Raw genomic sequence first — 17,055 nt, 5'->3', positions numbered from 1 at the left:
CTCCCCTCCTGGAGACCTCCATGAGCACGACTTCCCTGGGCGCACGGCAAGGCCGCACGCTCACGCACTGGAACCCCGAAGACAAAGCCTTCTGGGAACGCGAAGGCGAGGCCATCGCCAAGCTGAACCTGTGGATCTCGGTCCCCTCGCTGTTCCTGGCCTTCGCCATCTGGCAGGTCTGGAGCGTGGTGGCCGTGGGCCTGCCCGGCCTGGGCTTCCACTACTCGACCAACCAGCTGTTCTGGCTGGCCGCGGCGCCGGCGCTCTCGGGAGCCACGCTGCGCATCTTCTATTCCTTCATGGTGCCGCTGGTGGGCGGCCGCCGCTGGACGGCCATCTCCACCGCCACGCTGCTGATCCCGGCCATCGGCATCGGCTTCGCGGTGCAGGACAACCAGACGCCCTACCCCACCATGCTGATGCTGGCCCTGCTGTGCGGCCTGGGCGGCGGCAACTTCAGCTCCAGCATGGCCAACATCAGCTTCTTCTTCCCGAAGGAGCGCAAGGGCTCGGCCCTGGGCGTGAACGCCGGCCTGGGCAACCTGGGCGTGTCGGTGGTGCAGTTCCTCAGCCCCCTGGTGGTGACGGCCGGCATCTTCGGCATCTTCGGCGGTGACGCCCAGACCATCGTGAAGAACGGCCAGACCCTGCAGGTCTGGACCCAGAACGCCGCCTTCATCTGGGTGCCCTGGATCGTGCTGTGCTCGCTGGCCGCCTGGTTCGGCATGAACGACTTGGCCGAGGCCAAGGCCTCCTTCGCCGACCAGGCCGTCATCTTCCGCCGCAAGCACAACTGGCTGATGTGCGTGCTCTACCTGGGCACCTTCGGCTCCTTCCTGGGCTATGCCGCGGGATTCCCGCTGCTGATCAAGAGCCAGTTCCCGGGCGTGAACCCGCTGGCCTATGCCTGGCTGGGCCCGCTGACCGGCGCCGTGGTGCGCCCCTTCGGCGGCTGGCTGGCCGACAAGCTGGGCGGCGCCCGCGTGACGCTGTGGAACTTCGTGGTGATGGCCCTGGCCGTGTGCGGCGTGCTGGTCTTCCTGCCCAGCGGCCCCACGGGCGGCCAGTTCGCCGGCTTCTTCCTGTGCTTCCTGGTGCTGTTCCTCACCACCGGCATCGGCAACGGCTCGACCTTCCGGATGATCCCGGTGATCTTCCTGACCGAGCGCATGCGCGGCGTGAACCGCAACGATGGCGCCGCCGTGGCCCAGGCCACCAAGGAGGCCAACACCGAGGCCGCCGCCACCCTGGGCTTCACCGCCGCGATGGCGGCCTACGGCGGCTTCTTCATTCCCAAGAGCTACGGCAGCTCCATCGCGCTGACCGGCGGCCCGGAAGCCGCGCTCTACACCTTCATCGCCTTCTACCTGATCTGCATCGCCGTGACCTGGTGGCACTACGCCCGCCGCAACGCGCCGATGCCCTGCTGACCTCACGCCGCCCGAAGAAAGCCTCCCCATGAGCCACTTCCTGGACCGACTCACCCACTTTGCGCTCCCCAAGGAGTCCTTCGCCAACGGCCACGGCCGCACCACCGGCGAGGACCGCACCTGGGAAGACGCCTACCGCAACCGCTGGTCGCACGACAAGATCGTGCGCAGCACCCACGGCGTGAACTGCACGGGCTCCTGCTCGTGGAAGATCTACGTCAAGGGCGGCATCGTCACCTGGGAAACCCAGCAGACGGACTACCCGCGCACCCGCTGGGACATGCCCAACCACGAGCCGCGCGGCTGCGCCCGCGGCGCCAGCTACAGCTGGTACCTCTACAGCGCCAACCGCGTGAAGCACCCGATGGTGCGCAGCCGCCTGCTGCGCCGCTGGCGCGCCGCGCTGGCCGTGGCCAAGGACCCGGTGTCGGCCTGGGCCAGCATCGTCGAGGATGCCGATGCCCGGCGCGACTACCAGCAGGTGCGCGGCATGGGCGGCTTCGTGCGCAGCAGCTGGGAGGAAGTGAACCAGCTGATCGCCGCGGCCAACGTCTACACCATCAAGCAGCACGGGCCGGACCGCATCATCGGCTTCTCGCCCATCCCGGCGATGAGCATGGTCAGCTACGCCGCGGGCAGCCGCTACCTGAGCCTGATCGGCGGCGTCTGCATGAGCTTCTACGACTGGTACTGCGACCTGCCGCCCTCGAGCCCGCAGGTCTGGGGCGAGCAGACCGACGTGCCCGAATCGGCCGACTGGTACAACAGCACCTACCTGATCGCCTGGGGCTCCAACGTGCCGCAGACGCGCACGCCCGACGCCCACTTCTTCACCGAGGTGCGCTACAAGGGCGCCAAGGCGGTGGCCGTCTCGCCCGACTACAGCGAAGTGGCCAAGCTGGCCGACCTGTGGCTGCACCCCAAGCAGGGCACCGACGCGGCCCTGGCCATGGCCATGGGCCACGTGGCCCTCAACGAGTTCTACTTCAAGCAGCGCTCGGCGTACTTCGACGACTACGCCCGCCGCTACACCGACCTGCCGATGCTGGTGCGCCTGAAGGTGCAGACCCTGGCCGATGGCCGCCAGGTGCTGGTGCCCGAGCGCTACCTGCGCGCCAGCGACTTCAACGGCAAGCTCGGCCAGTCCAACAACCCCGAGTGGAAGACCCTGGCCTTCGACAGCACCGGCCGCGCCGTGCTGCCCCACGGCTCGATCGGCTTCCGCTGGGGCGCCGAAGGCCGCGACGACGCCGGCCAATGGAACCTGGAGGACAAGGAAGCCCGCCACGGCGAACAGGTCAAGCTCAAGCTCTCGGTGCTGGAGGATGGTGAGCAGGCCCACGAGGTGGTGGACGTCGCCTTCCCCTACTTCGGTGGCGTGCAGAACCCGCACTTCACCGCCAACGACGCGGTGGGCGAGATCAGCCTGGCCCGCGTGCCGGCGGTGCGCCTGCGCCTGAAGGAGAACGGCGAGGAGGTGCAGGCCCTGGTGGCCACGGTGTTCGACCTGCAGGCCGCGCAATACGGCATCGACCGCGGGCTGGGCAGCGGTGCCGCCAGCTACGACGACAACGCCCCTTACACCCCGGCCTGGGCCGAGCAGATCACCGGCGTGCCGCGCGCGCAGATCGTCACCGTGGCGCGCGAGTTCGCCGCCAACGCCGACAAGACGCAGGGCAAGTCGATGATCATCATCGGCGCCGGCATGAACCACTGGTACCACTCGGACATGAACTACCGGGGGGTCATCAACCTGCTGATGATGTGCGGCTGCATCGGCAAGAGCGGCGGCGGCTGGGCCCACTATGTCGGCCAGGAGAAGCTGCGTCCGCAGACCGGCTGGACGGCACTGGCCTTCGCGCTGGACTGGGTGCGCCCGCCGCGCCAGCAGAACTCCACCAGCTTCTTCTACGCCCACACCGACCAGTGGCGCTACGAGAAGGTGGACATGCAGGAGGTGCTCTCGCCGCTGGCCGACCGCGCGCAGTACGCAGGCAGCATGATCGACTTCAACGTGCGCGCCGAACGCATGGGCTGGCTGCCCAGCGCCCCGCAGCTGGAGACCAACCCGCTGCAGCTGGCCCGCGACGCCGCCGCCGCCGGCCTGGCCCCGCGCGACTACGTGGCCCAGGGCCTCAAGAGCGGCCAGCTGCGCATGAGCTGCGAGGACCCGGATGCGCCGGTCAACTGGCCGCGCAACATGTTCGTCTGGCGTTCCAACCTGCTGGGCTCCTCCGGCAAGGGCCATGAGTACTTCTGCAAGCACCTGCTGGGCACCGAGAACGGCGTGCAGGGCAAGGATCTCGGCCCGGACGATGCCAAGCCCTCCGAGGTGGCCTGGCACGCCAAGGCGCCCGAGGGCAAGCTGGACCTGCTGGTGACGCTGGACTTCCGCATGAGCACCACCTGCCTGTACAGCGACATCGTGCTGCCCACGGCCAGCTGGTACGAGAAGAACGACCTCAACACCAGCGACATGCACCCCTTCATCCACCCGCTGTCCGCGGCGGTGGACCCGGTATGGGAATCGCGCAGTGACTGGGAGATCTACAAGGGCTTCGCCAAGGCCTTCAGCGAGGTCTGCGTGGGTCACCTGGGTGTCGAGCAGGACGTGGTGATGACCCCGCTGATGCACGACACCCCGGCCGAGCTGGCCCAGCCCTACGGCGTGGCCGAGTGGAAGAAGGGCGAGTGCGAGCTGATCCCCGGCAAGACCGCGCCGCAGGTCACGGTGGTCGAACGCGACTACCCCAACACCTTCAAGCGCTTCACCGCCCTGGGCCCCTTGATGGACAAGCTGGGCAACGGTGGCAAGGGCATCGGCTGGAAGACCGAGACCGAGGTCGAGCAGCTCGGCCAGCTCAACGGCCGCGTGGCCGAGCCCGGTGTCAGCCAGGGCCGTCCGCGCATCGTCAGCGACATCGACGCCTGCGAGGTGATCCTGCAGCTGGCGCCCGAGACCAACGGCCACGTCGCCGTCAAGGCCTGGGAGGCACTGAGCAAGGCCACCGGCCGCGAGCACGCCCACCTCGCGCTCTACCGCGAGGACGAGAAGATCCGCTACCGCGACGTGCAGGCCCAGCCGCGCAAGATCATCTCCAGCCCGACCTGGAGCGGCATCGAGAGCGAGACCGTCAGCTACAACGCCGGCTACACCAACGTGCACGAGCTGATCCCCTGGCGCACCCTGACCGGCCGTCAGCAGTTCTACCAGGACCACCCCTGGATGATCGCCTTCGGCGAGGGTTTTTCCAGCTACCGGCCGCCGGTGGACATGAAGGCCACCTCGGGCATGGAAGGCATCAAGCCCAACGGCCATGCCGAGATCGTGCTGAACTTCATCACCCCGCACCAGAAGTGGGGCATCCACAGCACCTACTCGGACAACCTGCTGATGCTCACGCTCAACCGCGGCGGGCCGGTGGTGTGGCTGTCGGAGGACGACGCCAAGTCGGCCGGCATCGTGGACAACGACTGGATCGAGCTGTTCAACACCAACGGCGCCATCGCGGCGCGGGCGGTGGTCAGCCAACGCGTCAAGCCCGGCATGGTGCTGATGTACCACGCGCAGGAAAAGATCATCAACACGCCCGGGTCGGAGATCACCGGCGTGCGCGGGGGCATCCACAACTCGGTCACCCGGGTCGTGCTCAAGCCCACCCACATGATCGGCGGCTACGCCCAGTACAGCTACGGCTTCAACTACTACGGAACCATCGGCACCAACCGCGACGAGTTCGTCGTGGTGCGCAAGATGGCCAAGGTGGACTGGCTGGACACGCCGCGTGACGACCACCTGGCCGTCGCCTACCAGGCCCAGGGCGAGAACCCCTGAGTCACCCATCGCTGATCGATCCCAAGGAGCATTGAGATGAAAGTACGTGCACAGATCGGCATGGTGCTGAACCTGGACAAGTGCATCGGCTGCCACACCTGCAGCGTCACCTGCAAGAACGTCTGGACCAGCCGGCCCGGCGTCGAGTACGCCTGGTTCAACAACGTCGAGACCAAGCCGGGCATCGGCTACCCCAAGGAGTGGGAGAACCAGGACCGCTGGAACGGCGGCTGGACCCGCAACGCCGACGGCAGCATCCAGCCCCGCCAGGGCGGCAAGTGGAAGCTGCTGATGAAGATCTTCGCCAACCCCAACCTGCCGCAGATCGACGACTACTACGAGCCCTTCACCTTCGACTACGACCACCTGCAGAGCGCGCCCGAGATGAAGGCCGCGCCCACCGCACGGCCGCGCAGCCTGATCACCGGCCAGCGCATGGAGAAGATCACCTGGGGCCCGAACTGGGAGGAGATCCTGGGCGGCGAGTTCAGCAAGCGCAGCGCCGACCAGAACTTCGAGGACATCCAGAAGGACATCTACGGCCAGTTCGAGAACACCTTCATGATGTACCTGCCGCGGCTGTGCGAGCACTGCCTGAACCCGGCATGCGTCGCGAGCTGCCCCTCGGGCTCCATCTACAAGCGCGAGGAGGACGGCATCGTCCTGATCGACCAGGACAAATGCCGCGGCTGGCGCATGTGCGTCTCGGGCTGCCCGTACAAGAAGATCTACTACAACTGGAAGAGCGGCAAGGCCGAGAAGTGCATCTTCTGCTATCCCCGCATCGAGGCCGGCCAGCCCACCGTCTGCAGCGAGACCTGCGTGGGCCGCATCCGCTACCTGGGCGTGCTGCTCTATGACGCCGACCGCATCGAGGCGGCCGCCAGCGTGGAGCACGACAAGGACCTCTACCAGGCCCAGCTCGACGTCTTCCTGAATCCGCACGACCCGGCCGTCATCGAGCAGGCCCGCCGCGACGGTATCCCCGAAGCCTGGCTGACCGCCGCGCGCAACAGCCCGGTCTACAAGATGGCGATGGACTGGAAGATCGCGCTGCCGCTGCACCCCGAGTACCGCACCCTGCCCATGGTCTGGTACGTGCCGCCGCTCTCGCCCATCACCGGCGCGGTGCAGGCCGGCCACGTGGCCCAGAAGGGCGAACTGCCCGACGTGCAGCAGCTGCGCATCCCGGTGAAGTACCTGGCCAACCTGCTGACCGCCGGCGACACCACCCCGGTGGTGCGGGCCCTGGAGCGCATGCTGGCCATGCGCGCCTTCCAGCGCGGCAAGCATGTGGACGGCGTGCACAACACCGCGGCGCTGGACCAGGTCGGCCTGAGCGAGGCCGAGGTCGAGGACATGTACCGCACCATGGCGATTGCCAACTACGAGGACCGCTTCGTCATCCCGACCACGCACCGCGAGTACGCCGAGAACGCCTTCAACGTGCGCGGCGGCTGCGGCTTCAGCTTCGGCAACGGCTGCTCCGAAGGGGTGACCGAGACCAGCCTGTTCGGCAGCGAGAAGAAGCGCACCATCCCCATCAAGGCGGAGTTCTGAGCATGAGCCTGCCCATGACCCCCTCCCACCGCCCGATGGCCCGCACCCTGCGCGCCGTGGCCGCCCTGCTGGGCTACCCCCATGCCGAGCTGCGCGCCCACCTGGGCGAGATCTCCCAGGCCCTGGCCGACGAGGCCGCGCTGAGCCCGGCCCGCCTGGCTGCGCTGGACGCCCTGATGGGCCGCCTGGCCCGCGAGGACGGCCTGGACGTGGAAGCCCAGTACGTGGACCTGTTCGACCGCGGGCGCGGCACCGCGCTGCACCTGTTCGAGCATGTGCATGGCGACTCGCGCGACCGCGGCCCGGCCATGATCGACCTGATCCAGACCTACGAGCAGGCCGGCCTGCTGCTGGGCCCGGACGAGCTGCCCGACCACCTCAGCGTGGTGCTGGAGTTCGCCTCCACCCAGCCGCCCGAATCGGCCCGCGCCTTTCTGGGCGAGTTCGCCCACCTGCTGCAGGCCATCCGCGAATCGCTGCTGCGCCGACGCAGCGACTACGCCGAGTTGCTGGGCGCGCTGCTGGACCTGGCCCAGGTCGATCCGGCCACGCTGGCCAGCGCCAAGCCGGCCGCGCCTGAGCCCTCGCGGACGAGAGCTGGGCCGAGCCCGAGGTCTTCGGCGGCTGCTCCAGCGCCGGCCAGCAGGCGCCGGGTCAGCCCCAACCCATCCAGGTCGTCCGCCCTTCGCGCGGTCCTTCCACCCCTGCCGCAGGAGCCTGACCATGTCTGCCTCCCTGAACCAGTTCTTCTTCGCCGTTTACCCCTACATCTGCCTGGCCGTGTTCTTCATGGGCAGCCTGGCCCGCTTCGACCGCGACCAGTACACCTGGAAGAGCGACAGCTCCCAGCTGCTGCGCGCCGGCCAGCTGCGCTGGGGCAGCAACCTGTTCCACATCGGCATCCTGTTCCTGCTGTTCGGCCACACCGTGGGCCTGCTGACGCCGCACTGGCTCTACTCGCCCTTCATCAGCGCCGGCCAGAAGCAGCTGGTGGCCGTGTTCTCGGGCGGCACCGCCGGCCTGATCTGCTTCATCGGCCTGTCGCTGCTGCTGCACCGGCGCATCTTCGACCCACGCATCCGCCTGACCAGCCACCGCACCGACCTGGCCATTCTGGTCATCCTGTGGGTGCAGCTGTGCCTGGGCCTGGTGACCCTGCCCTTCTCCTGGCACCACCGCGATGGCGGCACGATGATGGTCCTGGCCGAGTGGGCCCAGAACATCGCCACCTTCCGCCCGGACGCTGCGCTGATGACCGGCATCGACTGGCCCTTCAAGGTGCACATGGTGCTGGGCATGACGATCTTCCTGCTCTTCCCCTTCAGCCGCCTGGTGCATGTGTGGAGCGGTCTGGCCACCGTGGGCTATGCCTTCCGCCCCTACCAGCTGGTGCGCTCGCGCCGCCTGAACGTGCCGCGCCGCGGCGCCTGATCTGTTTGCCTGGAGCCTGACCATGACCGAAGCCCCCATGATCCTGCCCCGCGTCAACGGCGTGCCCCTGGTCAACGCCGACGAGGCCGTGGCGCTGGACGAGCCCACGCTGCGCCAGCGCGCCTGCACCGAGCTGCTGCGTCAGGCCGCCCAGGCGGCCGGCCTGCTGGCGGCCGACGACCCGGTGCCCGAACAGGGCGCCATCAGCCCGGCCGCCGCCGACGCCATCGAGGCACTGCTGGACCAGGCCCTGGTCTGCCCCGAACCCACCGAGGAAGCCTGCCGCCGCCACTTCGCCGCCCATGCGGGGCGCTACGCGGTGGGCGAGAAGGTGCAGGCCCGCCATGTGCTGTTTGCCGTCACGCCGGGCGTGGACGTGAATGCCCTGCGCCAGCGCGCCGAGGCCTGCCTGCTGGACCTGCGCTGCCGGCAGGAGGGCGAGGCCGACCGCTTCGCCGAAGTGGCCGCCAGCACCTCCAACTGCCCCAGCGGCGCGCAAGGCGGCGCGCTGGGCTGGCTGCGCAAGGAGGACTGCGCCCCCGAGTTCGCCCGCGAGCTCTTCGGCCAGGCCGAGGTGGGCGTGCTGCCCCGCCTGGTGCACAGCCGCTTTGGCCTGCACGTGGTGGAGGTGCTGGCCCGCGAGCCCGGCGCCCAGCCCGACTTCGAGGTGGTGCGCCCGGCCGTGGCCCAGTCCCTGCGCCAGCAGAGCTATGCCACCGCGCTGCGCCAGTACCTGAGCCTGCTGGCCGGCCAGTCCCGGGTCGAGGGCATCGCCCTGGACGCCGCCGACACGCCGCTGGTGCAGTGAGCGGCGGACTTCCGCGCCGCGGACGCCCCTTGACGCCCCCTTGAAGCGCCCATGCCCGACGACCTGCTGACCCGGTTGCGCCGCTTCCACGACGACGCCTTTCCGGCCTACGCGGACACCTTCCGCACACTGGTGGACGAAGGCCAGCACCCGACCACGCTGTTCATCGGCTGCTCGGATTCGCGCCTGGTGCCCTACCTGCTGACCGGGGCCGAGCCGGGCGAACTGTTCCTGGTGCGCAATGTGGGCGCCTTCGTGCCGCCCTGGGACGGCTCGGCGGGCTTTCACGGCACGGCCGCGGCCATCGAGTACGCGGTGCTGGCCCTGCAGGTGCAGCGCATCGTCGTCTGCGGCCACAGCCACTGCGGCGGCATCCGCGCGCTCTACGCCGGCGCGCCCGGCGGCGCGCTGAACCTCTCGCGCTGGCTGGACCTGGGCCGCGAGGCCACGCTGCCGGTGGCCGAACCCACCCCCGAGGCCCTGCGCCGCACCGAGCAGCGCGCCGTGGTGCTGCAGCTGGAACGGTTGATGGCCTACCCGATGGTGCGCGAGGCCGTCGAGGCCGGCCGCCTGACCCTGCATGGCTGGCATGTAGTGATCGAGGACGGCGAGGTGCATGTCTTCGACCTGGCCCAGGGCTGCTTCGTGCCCGCCGCGCACGCGCCGCACGCCGGCACCGGCCCCTACGCGCCCTATGTGGAGGCCGACCGGCCGCCCTCGGCCGCCTGAGCCATGGCGGCGCGCCGCGGACCCTGGCGCCTGCGCCATCTGCTGGCAGCACCGCACCGCCTGTGCTTTGCCGCCGGCGCCCTGCTGATGACGGCCCAGGCCGGTCTCTGGACCCTGGCCCTGGCCGGCGTGGCCGCCGCCGCGCTGCCGCCCACCCCGCCCTGGCTGCATGCCCTGGCCGCCACCAGCGGCTTTCCCCTGTTCATCGCCGGCTTCGGCCTGAGCGCCGGCGCGCGCTGGCTGCGCCAGCCGGTGCCCGCCACCGCGCCGCTGGCCCCCGCCGTGGCCGCCTGGTGCCTGGGCTGGCTGGGCCTGTCGCTGGCCGGACCAGGCCGGCTCGGTGCGCTCGCGCTGGGCACCGCCGTGCTGGGCGGCTGTGACCTGCTGCGCCGGCTATGGCGCCTGGTGCGGGCAGCGGAGCCGTCCCTGCAGCCGCCGCTGGACGCGGTGGTGCGCATGCTGGCCCTGGGGCTGCTGGCCCTGGCGGTGGCGGCGGCCGGCCTGGGCAGCGGCCAGCCGCGGTGGGTGCGCATGGCCCTGCTGGGCTTGCTGTGGGGCAGCCTGCTGCCGGCCTTTGCCGCTGCGGCGCGCCGCCTGGTGCCCTGGGCTGTCGAGGACGGGCCGGCCCGCTGGTTGCAGGGGCTGATCGCCGGGCAGGCCGGTCTGCTGGTGCTGGCCGCCGCCCTCCCGGCCCTGCCGGTTCCGCTGCCGCTGATGGGCGCGCTCACCGCGCTGGCCTGGGGCGGGTGGCAGGGCATCGCCCTGTGGCGCTGGCAGCGCCGCCACGGTCTGCCCAACCGCTTCGTGCGCCTGCTGGCCGCGGCCGGCTGGGCCGGTGCGGGCGCGGGGGCTGCGCTGTCCGTGGGTTGGGCCTGCCAGGCCGCGGGGATGGCGGCGGCGGGTCGGGCCTGGCAGTTGGCGGCCACCCATCTGCTGGCCCTGGGTTACCTGGGCGGCACGGCACTGGCCATGGTCAGCCGCGTCAGCGCCACCCAGGCCGGCCAGGCCCAGGCGGTGGACGGCCCGCTGCTGGCCCTTGCCGGACTGCTGGCCCTCACCCTGGTCGCGCGGCTGGCGGTGCTGGTGGTGGGTGGGCCACTGGTGCCGGTGGCGGCCCTGTGGACCCTGACCACCGCCGGCTGGAGTGCCTGGCTGCTGCGCTGGCTGGGCCGCCTGCCCGCGTCACCGGTCGTACCGTCTGCCGTTAGAGTGCCCCCATGCGCAAACCCCTGACCCTGGCCGCCAAGCTGGGCCTGATCGGCACCGCCCTGCTGCTGCTGGGCCTGGCCTCGATCGGCCTGACGCTGTGGATGACCTGGCAGCTCGAAGGCGGCGCCGCCGCCGTCAACGAGGCTGGCCGCATGCGCATGCAGACCTGGCGCCTGGCCCAGGCCATGGGCGCGCCGGACCTGCAGCGGCGCGACGCGCTGATGGCCGGCTTCGAGCAGAGCCTGGAGCTGCTGCGCCGCGGCGACCCGGCGCGGCCGCTGTTCATGCCGCAGGATCCGCGCTCGCAGGCCCGCTTTGCCGAAGTGCAGCGCGACTGGCTGGCCCTGCGGCAAACCTGGCGTGCCGAGCGCCAGCCCAGCGCCGCCGAGGCCGCGCGCGATGCGGACGCCTTCGTGCAGCGCGTGGATGGCCTGGTCTCGGCCATCGAAACCCAGATGGCGCGGCTGACCTCGGTGCTCAACGCGGTGCAGCTGGCCATGGTGGCGCTGACCATCGCCAGCGCGGTGGCCCTGCTCTACTCGGCCTACCTGTTCGTCTTCAACCCGCTGGCCCAGCTGCAGGCCGGGCTCACCCGCATCGGCGGGGGCGATTTCGCGGCCCGGGTGGAGGTGAGCTCCACCGACGAGTTCGGCGACCTCTCGGCCGGCTTCAACCAGATGGCGCAGACGCTGCAAGGCCTCTACCAGAACCTGGAAGCCAAGGTCCGCGAGAAGACCGAGCGACTGGAGGAGCAGCACCAGCGCCTGGCCGCGCTCTACGAGGCCGCCGCCTTCGTCGCCCGGGCCCGCAGCCTGGAGGAGCTGGGCAACGGCTTCGCCCGCCAGCTGCGCACGGTGGCCCATGCGGACGCGGTGGCCATCCGCTGGTCCGACGAGGGCAACCAGCACTACCTGATGCTGGCCTCCGACGGCCTGCCGGCCGAGATCGTGCAGGAGGAGGCCTGCCTGCGCACCCACGAGTGCCTGTGCGGCCAGGCTTCGGCGGGGGCCTCGACCCGGGTGATCCCCATCCACGCAGTCAACCCCAACCCGATGCTGGGCCACTGCGGCCGCGCGGGCTTTCGCACGGTGGTGGGCGTGCCGGTGCAGCTGCAGGACCGGCTGGTGGGCGAGATCAACCTCTTCTACCGCCAGGACGCCGGGCTGGCCCCCGACGAGCGCGCCCTGCTGGAGACCCTGGCCGCCCACCTGGCCGGCGCCATCGAGGCCTTCCGGCTGGCCGCGCTGGAACGCGAATCGGCGGTGGCGCAGGAACGCAGCCTGCTGGCCAGCGAGCTGCACGACTCCATCGCCCAGAGCCTGTCCTTCCTGAAACTGCAGGTGGGGCGGTTGCACGGCGCCCTGCAGCGGGGTGACCGGCCTCAGCTGGAGGCCACGCTGGCCGAAGTGGAAGCCGGCGTGCAGGAGAGCCTGGCCGACGTACGCGAGCTGCTGCTGCACTTCCGCACCCGCACCAACAACGAGGACATCGCCCAGGCGCTGCGCGCCACCCTGCACAAGTTCGAGCTGCAGACCGGGCTGACCACCCACCTGAGCCTGGAAGGCCAGGGCCTGCCCTTGGGCTCGGACGTGCAGATCCAGGTGCTGCACATCGTGCAGGAGGCGCTCTCGAACGTGCGCAAGCACGCCCAGGCGCGCGAGGTGTGGGTGGAGGTGGAACGCGCGCCGCAGTGGCGCTTCGAGATCCGCGACGATGGCCAGGGCTTCGATGCCGAGGACAATCCGGCCGACGACACCCACGTGGGCCTGCGCATCATGCGCGAGCGCGCGGCCCGCATCGGCGCCCAGGTGGAGGTGGTGTCCGTGCCCGGCTCGGGCACGGCCATCGTGTTGAGCCTGCCCGAGAAGACCGCCGCTGCGGTCACGAGCCCATGACCCCTTCGACCCCCATGACCCCGCTGCGCCTGCTGGTGGTGGACGACCACACCCTGTTCCGCCGCGGCCTGATCGCCCTGCTGCAGGCCGATGCCCGCTTCACCGTGGTGGCCGAGGCCGGCGACGCCGGCGAGGCCCAGCGCCTGGCCGCCCAGCACCGGCCCGACGTGATCCTGCTGGACAACCACCTGCCCGGTGTGAAGGGCGTGGACGCCATCGCCGGCCTGCGCGAGGTGGCGCCGCAGGCACGGGTGCTGATGCTGACCGTGAGCGAGGACGAGGCCGACCTGGCCCAGGCCCTGCGCGGCGGCGCGGCCGGCTACTTGCTCAAGACGGCCGACATCGAGGTGCTGGCCCAGGCCATCCTGCGGGCCCAGGCGGGCCAGGCCACCATCAGCCCGGAGATGACGGCCAAGCTGGTGTCGGCCTTCCAGGCCCTGCCCACCGCCGCAACCGCCGCCGAGCCACCGCCCCAGCCGCCGGCCCCGGCCGACCCGATCGACACGCTCTCACCGGGCGAGCGGGAGATCCTGGAGTGCATCGCCCAAGGCGCCAGCAACAAGGAAATTGCCCGCACCCTGTCGATTGCCGAGCCGACGGTGAAGATCCATGTGCAACACATCCTGCGCAAGCTGGGGCTGAGCTCGCGGGTGCAGGCGGCCGTCTATGCCAGCCGGCGCCAGGGGCCGGAGGGCAACGGGGGCTGATCGGGGCCGCTCAGAACCAGAGCATCAGGCGGCGCAGCCACTCCACGGTGCGGTGGGGCTTGACGGAATAGAAATCGCAGTACTGGTACTTCATGGTGTCTCCCAACAGGTGTGGCTCAGGGTGTAGGTACTGTATGGAGATACAGTATTCCTGAGCAGCCAGCGCCGGTCAAGTCCGCGTCGCTATGATCGGGCGAACGACCGTCCTCTTTTGCTGTTCTCCCGATGTCCACCCCCAGCACCCCCCATTCCGGCGCCGCCGGCACCGAGAAATTCAACACCGTCGCGCCGGACCTGGGCAGCGGCGAGGGCTGGGACAAGCTGGGTCTGGCCGAGTTGATGCGCCTGCGCTTCAGCGACAGCGGCGCGCTCTACAGCCCGCATGCCGACGTCAACATCAACGGCGCGCTGTTCGGCGGCCAGCTCATCGGCCAGGCCATCGCCGCGGCCAGCCATGGCATCAGCGACCGCTGGGCCCACAGCGTGCAGGTCAGCTTCCTGGCACCGGGCCACCCCGGCGAGGAGATGCACTACCAGGTGCGCACGCTGATGCAGGGCCGCAGCTTCCAGGTGCAGCAGGTGCTGGGCACGCAAGGCTCGCGCACGGTCATCAGCGCCACCATCTCCTTCCAGACGGAGGAGCCCAGCCCGGACCACCAGCGGGCCATGCCCGACGCGCCGCCGCCCGAAAGCCTGCGCACGCTGCAGGAGGTGGGCGCGGCCTACGCCGACCGCATCCCCGCCGCCGCGGCGCGGCGCCTGGGCCAGTCGCGCGCGGCCGAACTGCGCCTGGTGGACCCGGAGGCCTTCCTGTTCCGGCGCGAACCCGAGGCCCGGCTGCGCTTCTGGGTGAAGCTGCAGCGCGACCTGCCGGACGACCCGGTGCTGCAGCGCGCGGCCATCGGCTACCTGTCGGACTACTGGATGCCGCTGACCCCGCTGATGGCCCATCTGGAGGCCAAGATCGGCACCGGCCTGTACCTGGCCAGCCTGAACCACACGCTGTGGCTGCACCGCGCGCCGCGGGTGGACGACTGGCTGCTGGTGGATGCGCAAAGCCCCTTCAGCGGCAATGCCCGCGGACTGACCACCGGCCACTTCTACCAGCGCGACGGCACCCTGCTGGCCACCGCCACCCAGGAATGCCTGTTCCGCGGCTGGGTGGAGGACGGCCAGGGCGGCTTTCGCGTGCCGGGCATGCCGGCGCGCTGAGCGGGCCGGGCCGGGACCTCAGGCCGGCGCGCCCACCCTCACCACCAGCCGTCCGCGGACCTGGCCGGCCAGCAGCTCCGGCGCCAGGGCGATGACCTCGTCCAGCGTCACCTCGCGCAGCAGGCTTTCCAGCAGCGCGGGGTCCAGGTCCTCGGCCAGGCACTGCCAGGCCGCCAGGCGGTCCGGCAGCGGCGCCATCACGCTGTCGATGCCCAACAGGCTCACGCCGCGCAGGATGAAAGGCGCCACCGTGGCCGGCCAGGCCATGCCCGCGGCCAGGCCGCAGGCGGTGACCACGCCACGGTAGCGCATGGCGGCACACACATTGGCCAGCAGCTGGCCGCCCGCCACATCGACGGCCCCAGCCCAGCGCTCCTTGTCCAGGGGCTTGCCGGGTTGGGACAGCTCGGCGCGGTCGATGATCTCCTTGGCGCCCAGCGCCCGCAGGAACTCGGCCTCCTGGGGCCGGCCGGTGACCGCCGCGACCTCATAGCCCCGCCGGGCCAGCAGGGCCACGGCCACGCTGCCCACGCCCCCGTTGGCGCCCGTCACCACGATGGGCCCCTGGCCGGGCTGGACGCCCTGGCGGGCCAGGGCCAGCACGCACAAGGCAGCGGTGTAGCCCGCGGTGCCGATGCCCATGGCCTGCCGCGGCGTGAAGGCCGGGGGCAACGGGATCAGCCACTTGGCCGGCACCCGGGCCAGCTCGGCCAGGCCACCCCAATGCACCTCGCCCACACCCCAACCGTTCAACACCACCGCATCCCCCGGCTGGAAGGCGGGGTTGCTGGAGCTCACCACCGTGCCGGCGAAGTCGATGCCCGGCACCATCGGAAAGCGACGCACCACCGGCGACGCGCCGGTCAGGGCCAGGGCGTCCTTGTAGTTCAGCGTCGAATAGGCCACGCGGACGGTCACCTCCCCCTCGGGCAGGGACGCTTCGTCCAGCATCTGCACGGCCGCCGTCTGCTGGCCCTCGTGCTTGTCGATCAACACGCCTCGGAACATGGAACACCTCATGGAGTGGTTGGGGAAGAAGAAAGCGCCTGGCGGGCTTCAGGGCGTGCTGCGCAGCAAGGCGAAGAAGCCTTCGGCAAAGGCCTGCAGCGGCTGGGCCGAACGCTCCAGCTTGGCCCGCAGCACCGCGCCCTCCCAGCCGATCCAGAAGAATTCGGCCAGCCAGGCACTGTCCCAGCGCGAGGACACCTCGCCCGCCTGCTGCGCCGCGGCCAGACAGGCGGCGGTGCGGGCCTGCCAATCCTGGAACACCTCGCCCAGCTGCTGCCGGAAGGACTCGGGCAGGGCGCCCATCTCCTGCCCCAGGTTGCCCACCAGACAACCCCGGCGAAAGCCATGCCGTGCCATGCCGGCCTGGGCCTCGGCCACGAAATGCTGCAGACGCTGCAGAGGAGGCCGCGTCGCATCGTCGAAGCAGCGGTTCAGCTTGGCCGCGAAGTAGGCGGCATAGGCCTCGATCAGCGCCTGGCCGAAGGCCTCCTTGCTGTCGAAGCAGTGATAGAAGGACCCTTTGGGCACCTGCGCCAGGCGCAGGACTTCGTCCAGCCCCACGGCGGAATAGCCCTTCTCCGTCAGCACGGCGACGCCGGTGCGGATCAGCAGCGTCCGGGTGTCGGGCTGGCTTTCGTCGCGGCCCTTGGGCGGCCGCCCCCGTCGGCGCGGCGGTGGGGGCACGGTGTTCGAAGACATGCGCCCATTATATAGACCGATTGGTCTAAATTAGCAAATGAAGTGCTGGCCAGGCAGCCGCCTCCCGGCGGGCGCCTGGGGGTGTCACTTGGCGAACAAGCGGGTGATGTCCGAGAAGGCCTTGAACTCCAGGGCGTTGCCGCTCGGGTCCAGGAAGAACATCGTGGCCTGTTCGCCGGGCTCGCCCTTGAAGCGGATGTAGGGCTCGATCACGAAGGCCGTGCCGCGGGCGGTCAGGCGATCGGCCAGGGCCTGCCAGTCGGCCATGGGCAGCACGATGCCAAAGTGGCGCACCGGCACGCCGTGGCCGTCCACCGCGTTGCGCGAGACGTCGCCGGTCTCGCCCGGGGCCAGGTGGGCCACGATCTGGTGGCCGTAGAAGTTGAAGTCCACCCACTCGGGCGAGCTGCGCCCCTCGGGGCAGCCCAGCAGCTCGCCGTAGAAGGCGCGGGCCTCGGCCAGGTCCCGCACGGGAAAGGCCAGGTGGAAGGGCGACATCGGCCCCGGGTTGGTGGTGATGGCGTGCATGCGG

Annotated in this window: 13 protein-coding genes and 1 pseudogene; 11 read left to right on the top strand and 3 right to left on the bottom strand. The window is 70.5% G+C overall.

Annotated elements, in window-relative coordinates; translation table 11 throughout:
• Positions 1-20 precede the first annotated feature (20 nt).
• The 11 genes and pseudogenes from LRM40_RS18610 (at position 21) to LRM40_RS18560 (ending at position 14,816) form a co-directional block, all read left to right on the top strand.
• On the top strand, positions 21-1,430 hold the full coding sequence (locus LRM40_RS18610) for a NarK family nitrate/nitrite MFS transporter (RefSeq protein WP_151125834.1): 1,410 nt from the start codon (positions 21-23) through the stop codon (positions 1,428-1,430).
• 28 nt (positions 1,431-1,458) lie between these two features.
• Positions 1,459-5,265, top strand: a complete 3,807-nt coding sequence (locus LRM40_RS18605; protein ID WP_151125835.1) for a nitrate reductase subunit alpha — start codon at positions 1,459-1,461, stop codon at positions 5,263-5,265.
• A 36-nt stretch (positions 5,266-5,301) separates the two neighbouring features.
• A complete protein-coding gene (gene narH / locus LRM40_RS18600; RefSeq protein WP_151125836.1) occupies positions 5,302-6,825 on the top strand; it encodes a nitrate reductase subunit beta in 1,524 nt (507 codons plus the stop codon).
• A gap of 35 nt (positions 6,826-6,860) precedes the next feature.
• Positions 6,861-7,546: pseudogene (gene narJ, locus LRM40_RS18595) on the top strand (nitrate reductase molybdenum cofactor assembly chaperone).
• Positions 7,547-7,548: 2 nt separating this feature from the next.
• Positions 7,549-8,256, top strand: coding sequence for a respiratory nitrate reductase subunit gamma (narI, locus tag LRM40_RS18590; RefSeq protein WP_151125837.1), 708 nt, complete (start codon positions 7,549-7,551; stop codon positions 8,254-8,256).
• 22 nt (positions 8,257-8,278) lie between these two features.
• Entirely contained in the window at positions 8,279-9,064 is a 786-nt protein-coding gene (locus tag LRM40_RS18585) for a peptidylprolyl isomerase (RefSeq protein WP_151125838.1), read from the top strand.
• Positions 9,065-9,115: 51 nt separating this feature from the next.
• Positions 9,116-9,793, top strand: a complete 678-nt coding sequence (locus tag LRM40_RS18580) for a carbonic anhydrase (protein ID WP_151125839.1) — start codon at positions 9,116-9,118, stop codon at positions 9,791-9,793.
• 3 nt (positions 9,794-9,796) lie between these two features.
• On the top strand, positions 9,797-11,026 hold the full coding sequence (locus LRM40_RS18575; protein WP_231067902.1) for an NnrS family protein: 1,230 nt from the start codon (positions 9,797-9,799) through the stop codon (positions 11,024-11,026).
• Entirely contained in the window at positions 11,011-12,897 is a 1,887-nt protein-coding gene (locus LRM40_RS18570) for a type IV pili methyl-accepting chemotaxis transducer N-terminal domain-containing protein (protein WP_151124368.1), read from the top strand. Before LRM40_RS18575 ends, LRM40_RS18570 begins: the two co-directional genes overlap by 16 nt.
• Complete coding sequence (locus tag LRM40_RS18565) at positions 12,894-13,604, top strand: response regulator (RefSeq protein WP_151124367.1); 711 nt, start codon at positions 12,894-12,896, stop codon at positions 13,602-13,604. Before LRM40_RS18570 ends, LRM40_RS18565 begins: the two co-directional genes overlap by 4 nt.
• 225 nt (positions 13,605-13,829) lie before the next feature.
• On the top strand, positions 13,830-14,816 hold the full coding sequence (locus LRM40_RS18560; protein WP_151124366.1) for an acyl-CoA thioesterase: 987 nt from the start codon (positions 13,830-13,832) through the stop codon (positions 14,814-14,816).
• 18 nt (positions 14,817-14,834) lie between these two features.
• Here the strand turns inward: LRM40_RS18560 and acuI are convergent, their stop codons facing one another.
• The 3 genes from acuI to LRM40_RS18545 form a co-directional block, all read right to left on the bottom strand.
• Complete coding sequence (acuI, locus tag LRM40_RS18555; protein ID WP_151124365.1) at positions 14,835-15,824, bottom strand: acrylyl-CoA reductase (NADPH); 990 nt, start codon at positions 15,822-15,824, stop codon at positions 14,835-14,837.
• Between the two features lie 48 nt (positions 15,825-15,872).
• Positions 15,873-16,523, bottom strand: a complete 651-nt coding sequence (acuR, locus tag LRM40_RS18550; protein WP_151124364.1) for an acrylate utilization transcriptional regulator AcuR — start codon at positions 16,521-16,523, stop codon at positions 15,873-15,875.
• An 84-nt stretch (positions 16,524-16,607) separates the two neighbouring features.
• Positions 16,608-17,051 (bottom strand): VOC family protein, encoded by a 444-nt coding sequence (locus tag LRM40_RS18545; protein WP_151124363.1) that lies wholly within the window; start codon positions 17,049-17,051, stop codon positions 16,608-16,610.
• Between the last annotated feature and the right edge of the window lie 4 nt (positions 17,052-17,055).

The sequence above is a fragment of the Ideonella dechloratans genome, assembly GCF_021049305.1.
In the GTDB taxonomy this organism is placed as follows: Bacteria; Pseudomonadota; Gammaproteobacteria; order Burkholderiales; family Burkholderiaceae_C; genus Ideonella; species Ideonella dechloratans.
This window is presented reverse-complemented; position numbering and strand designations above follow the sequence as displayed.

Coding starts and splice junctions, on each gene's coding strand:
- LRM40_RS18580 (WP_151125839.1), top strand. CDS start 9,116: ATGCCCGACGACCTGCTGACCCGGTTGCGCCGCTTCCACGACGACGCC.
- LRM40_RS18545 (WP_151124363.1), bottom strand. CDS start 17,051: ATGCACGCCATCACCACCAACCCGGGGCCGATGTCGCCCTTCCACCTG.
- acuI (WP_151124365.1), bottom strand. CDS start 15,824: ATGTTCCGAGGCGTGTTGATCGACAAGCACGAGGGCCAGCAGACGGCG.
- narI (WP_151125837.1), top strand. CDS start 7,549: ATGTCTGCCTCCCTGAACCAGTTCTTCTTCGCCGTTTACCCCTACATC.
- LRM40_RS18585 (WP_151125838.1), top strand. CDS start 8,279: ATGACCGAAGCCCCCATGATCCTGCCCCGCGTCAACGGCGTGCCCCTG.
- LRM40_RS18575 (WP_231067902.1), top strand. CDS start 9,797: ATGGCGGCGCGCCGCGGACCCTGGCGCCTGCGCCATCTGCTGGCAGCA.
- LRM40_RS18565 (WP_151124367.1), top strand. CDS start 12,894: ATGACCCCTTCGACCCCCATGACCCCGCTGCGCCTGCTGGTGGTGGAC.
- LRM40_RS18610 (WP_151125834.1), top strand. CDS start 21: ATGAGCACGACTTCCCTGGGCGCACGGCAAGGCCGCACGCTCACGCAC.
- LRM40_RS18570 (WP_151124368.1), top strand. CDS start 11,011: ATGCGCAAACCCCTGACCCTGGCCGCCAAGCTGGGCCTGATCGGCACC.
- narH (WP_151125836.1), top strand. CDS start 5,302: ATGAAAGTACGTGCACAGATCGGCATGGTGCTGAACCTGGACAAGTGC.
- LRM40_RS18605 (WP_151125835.1), top strand. CDS start 1,459: ATGAGCCACTTCCTGGACCGACTCACCCACTTTGCGCTCCCCAAGGAG.
- acuR (WP_151124364.1), bottom strand. CDS start 16,523: ATGTCTTCGAACACCGTGCCCCCACCGCCGCGCCGACGGGGGCGGCCG.
- LRM40_RS18560 (WP_151124366.1), top strand. CDS start 13,830: ATGTCCACCCCCAGCACCCCCCATTCCGGCGCCGCCGGCACCGAGAAA.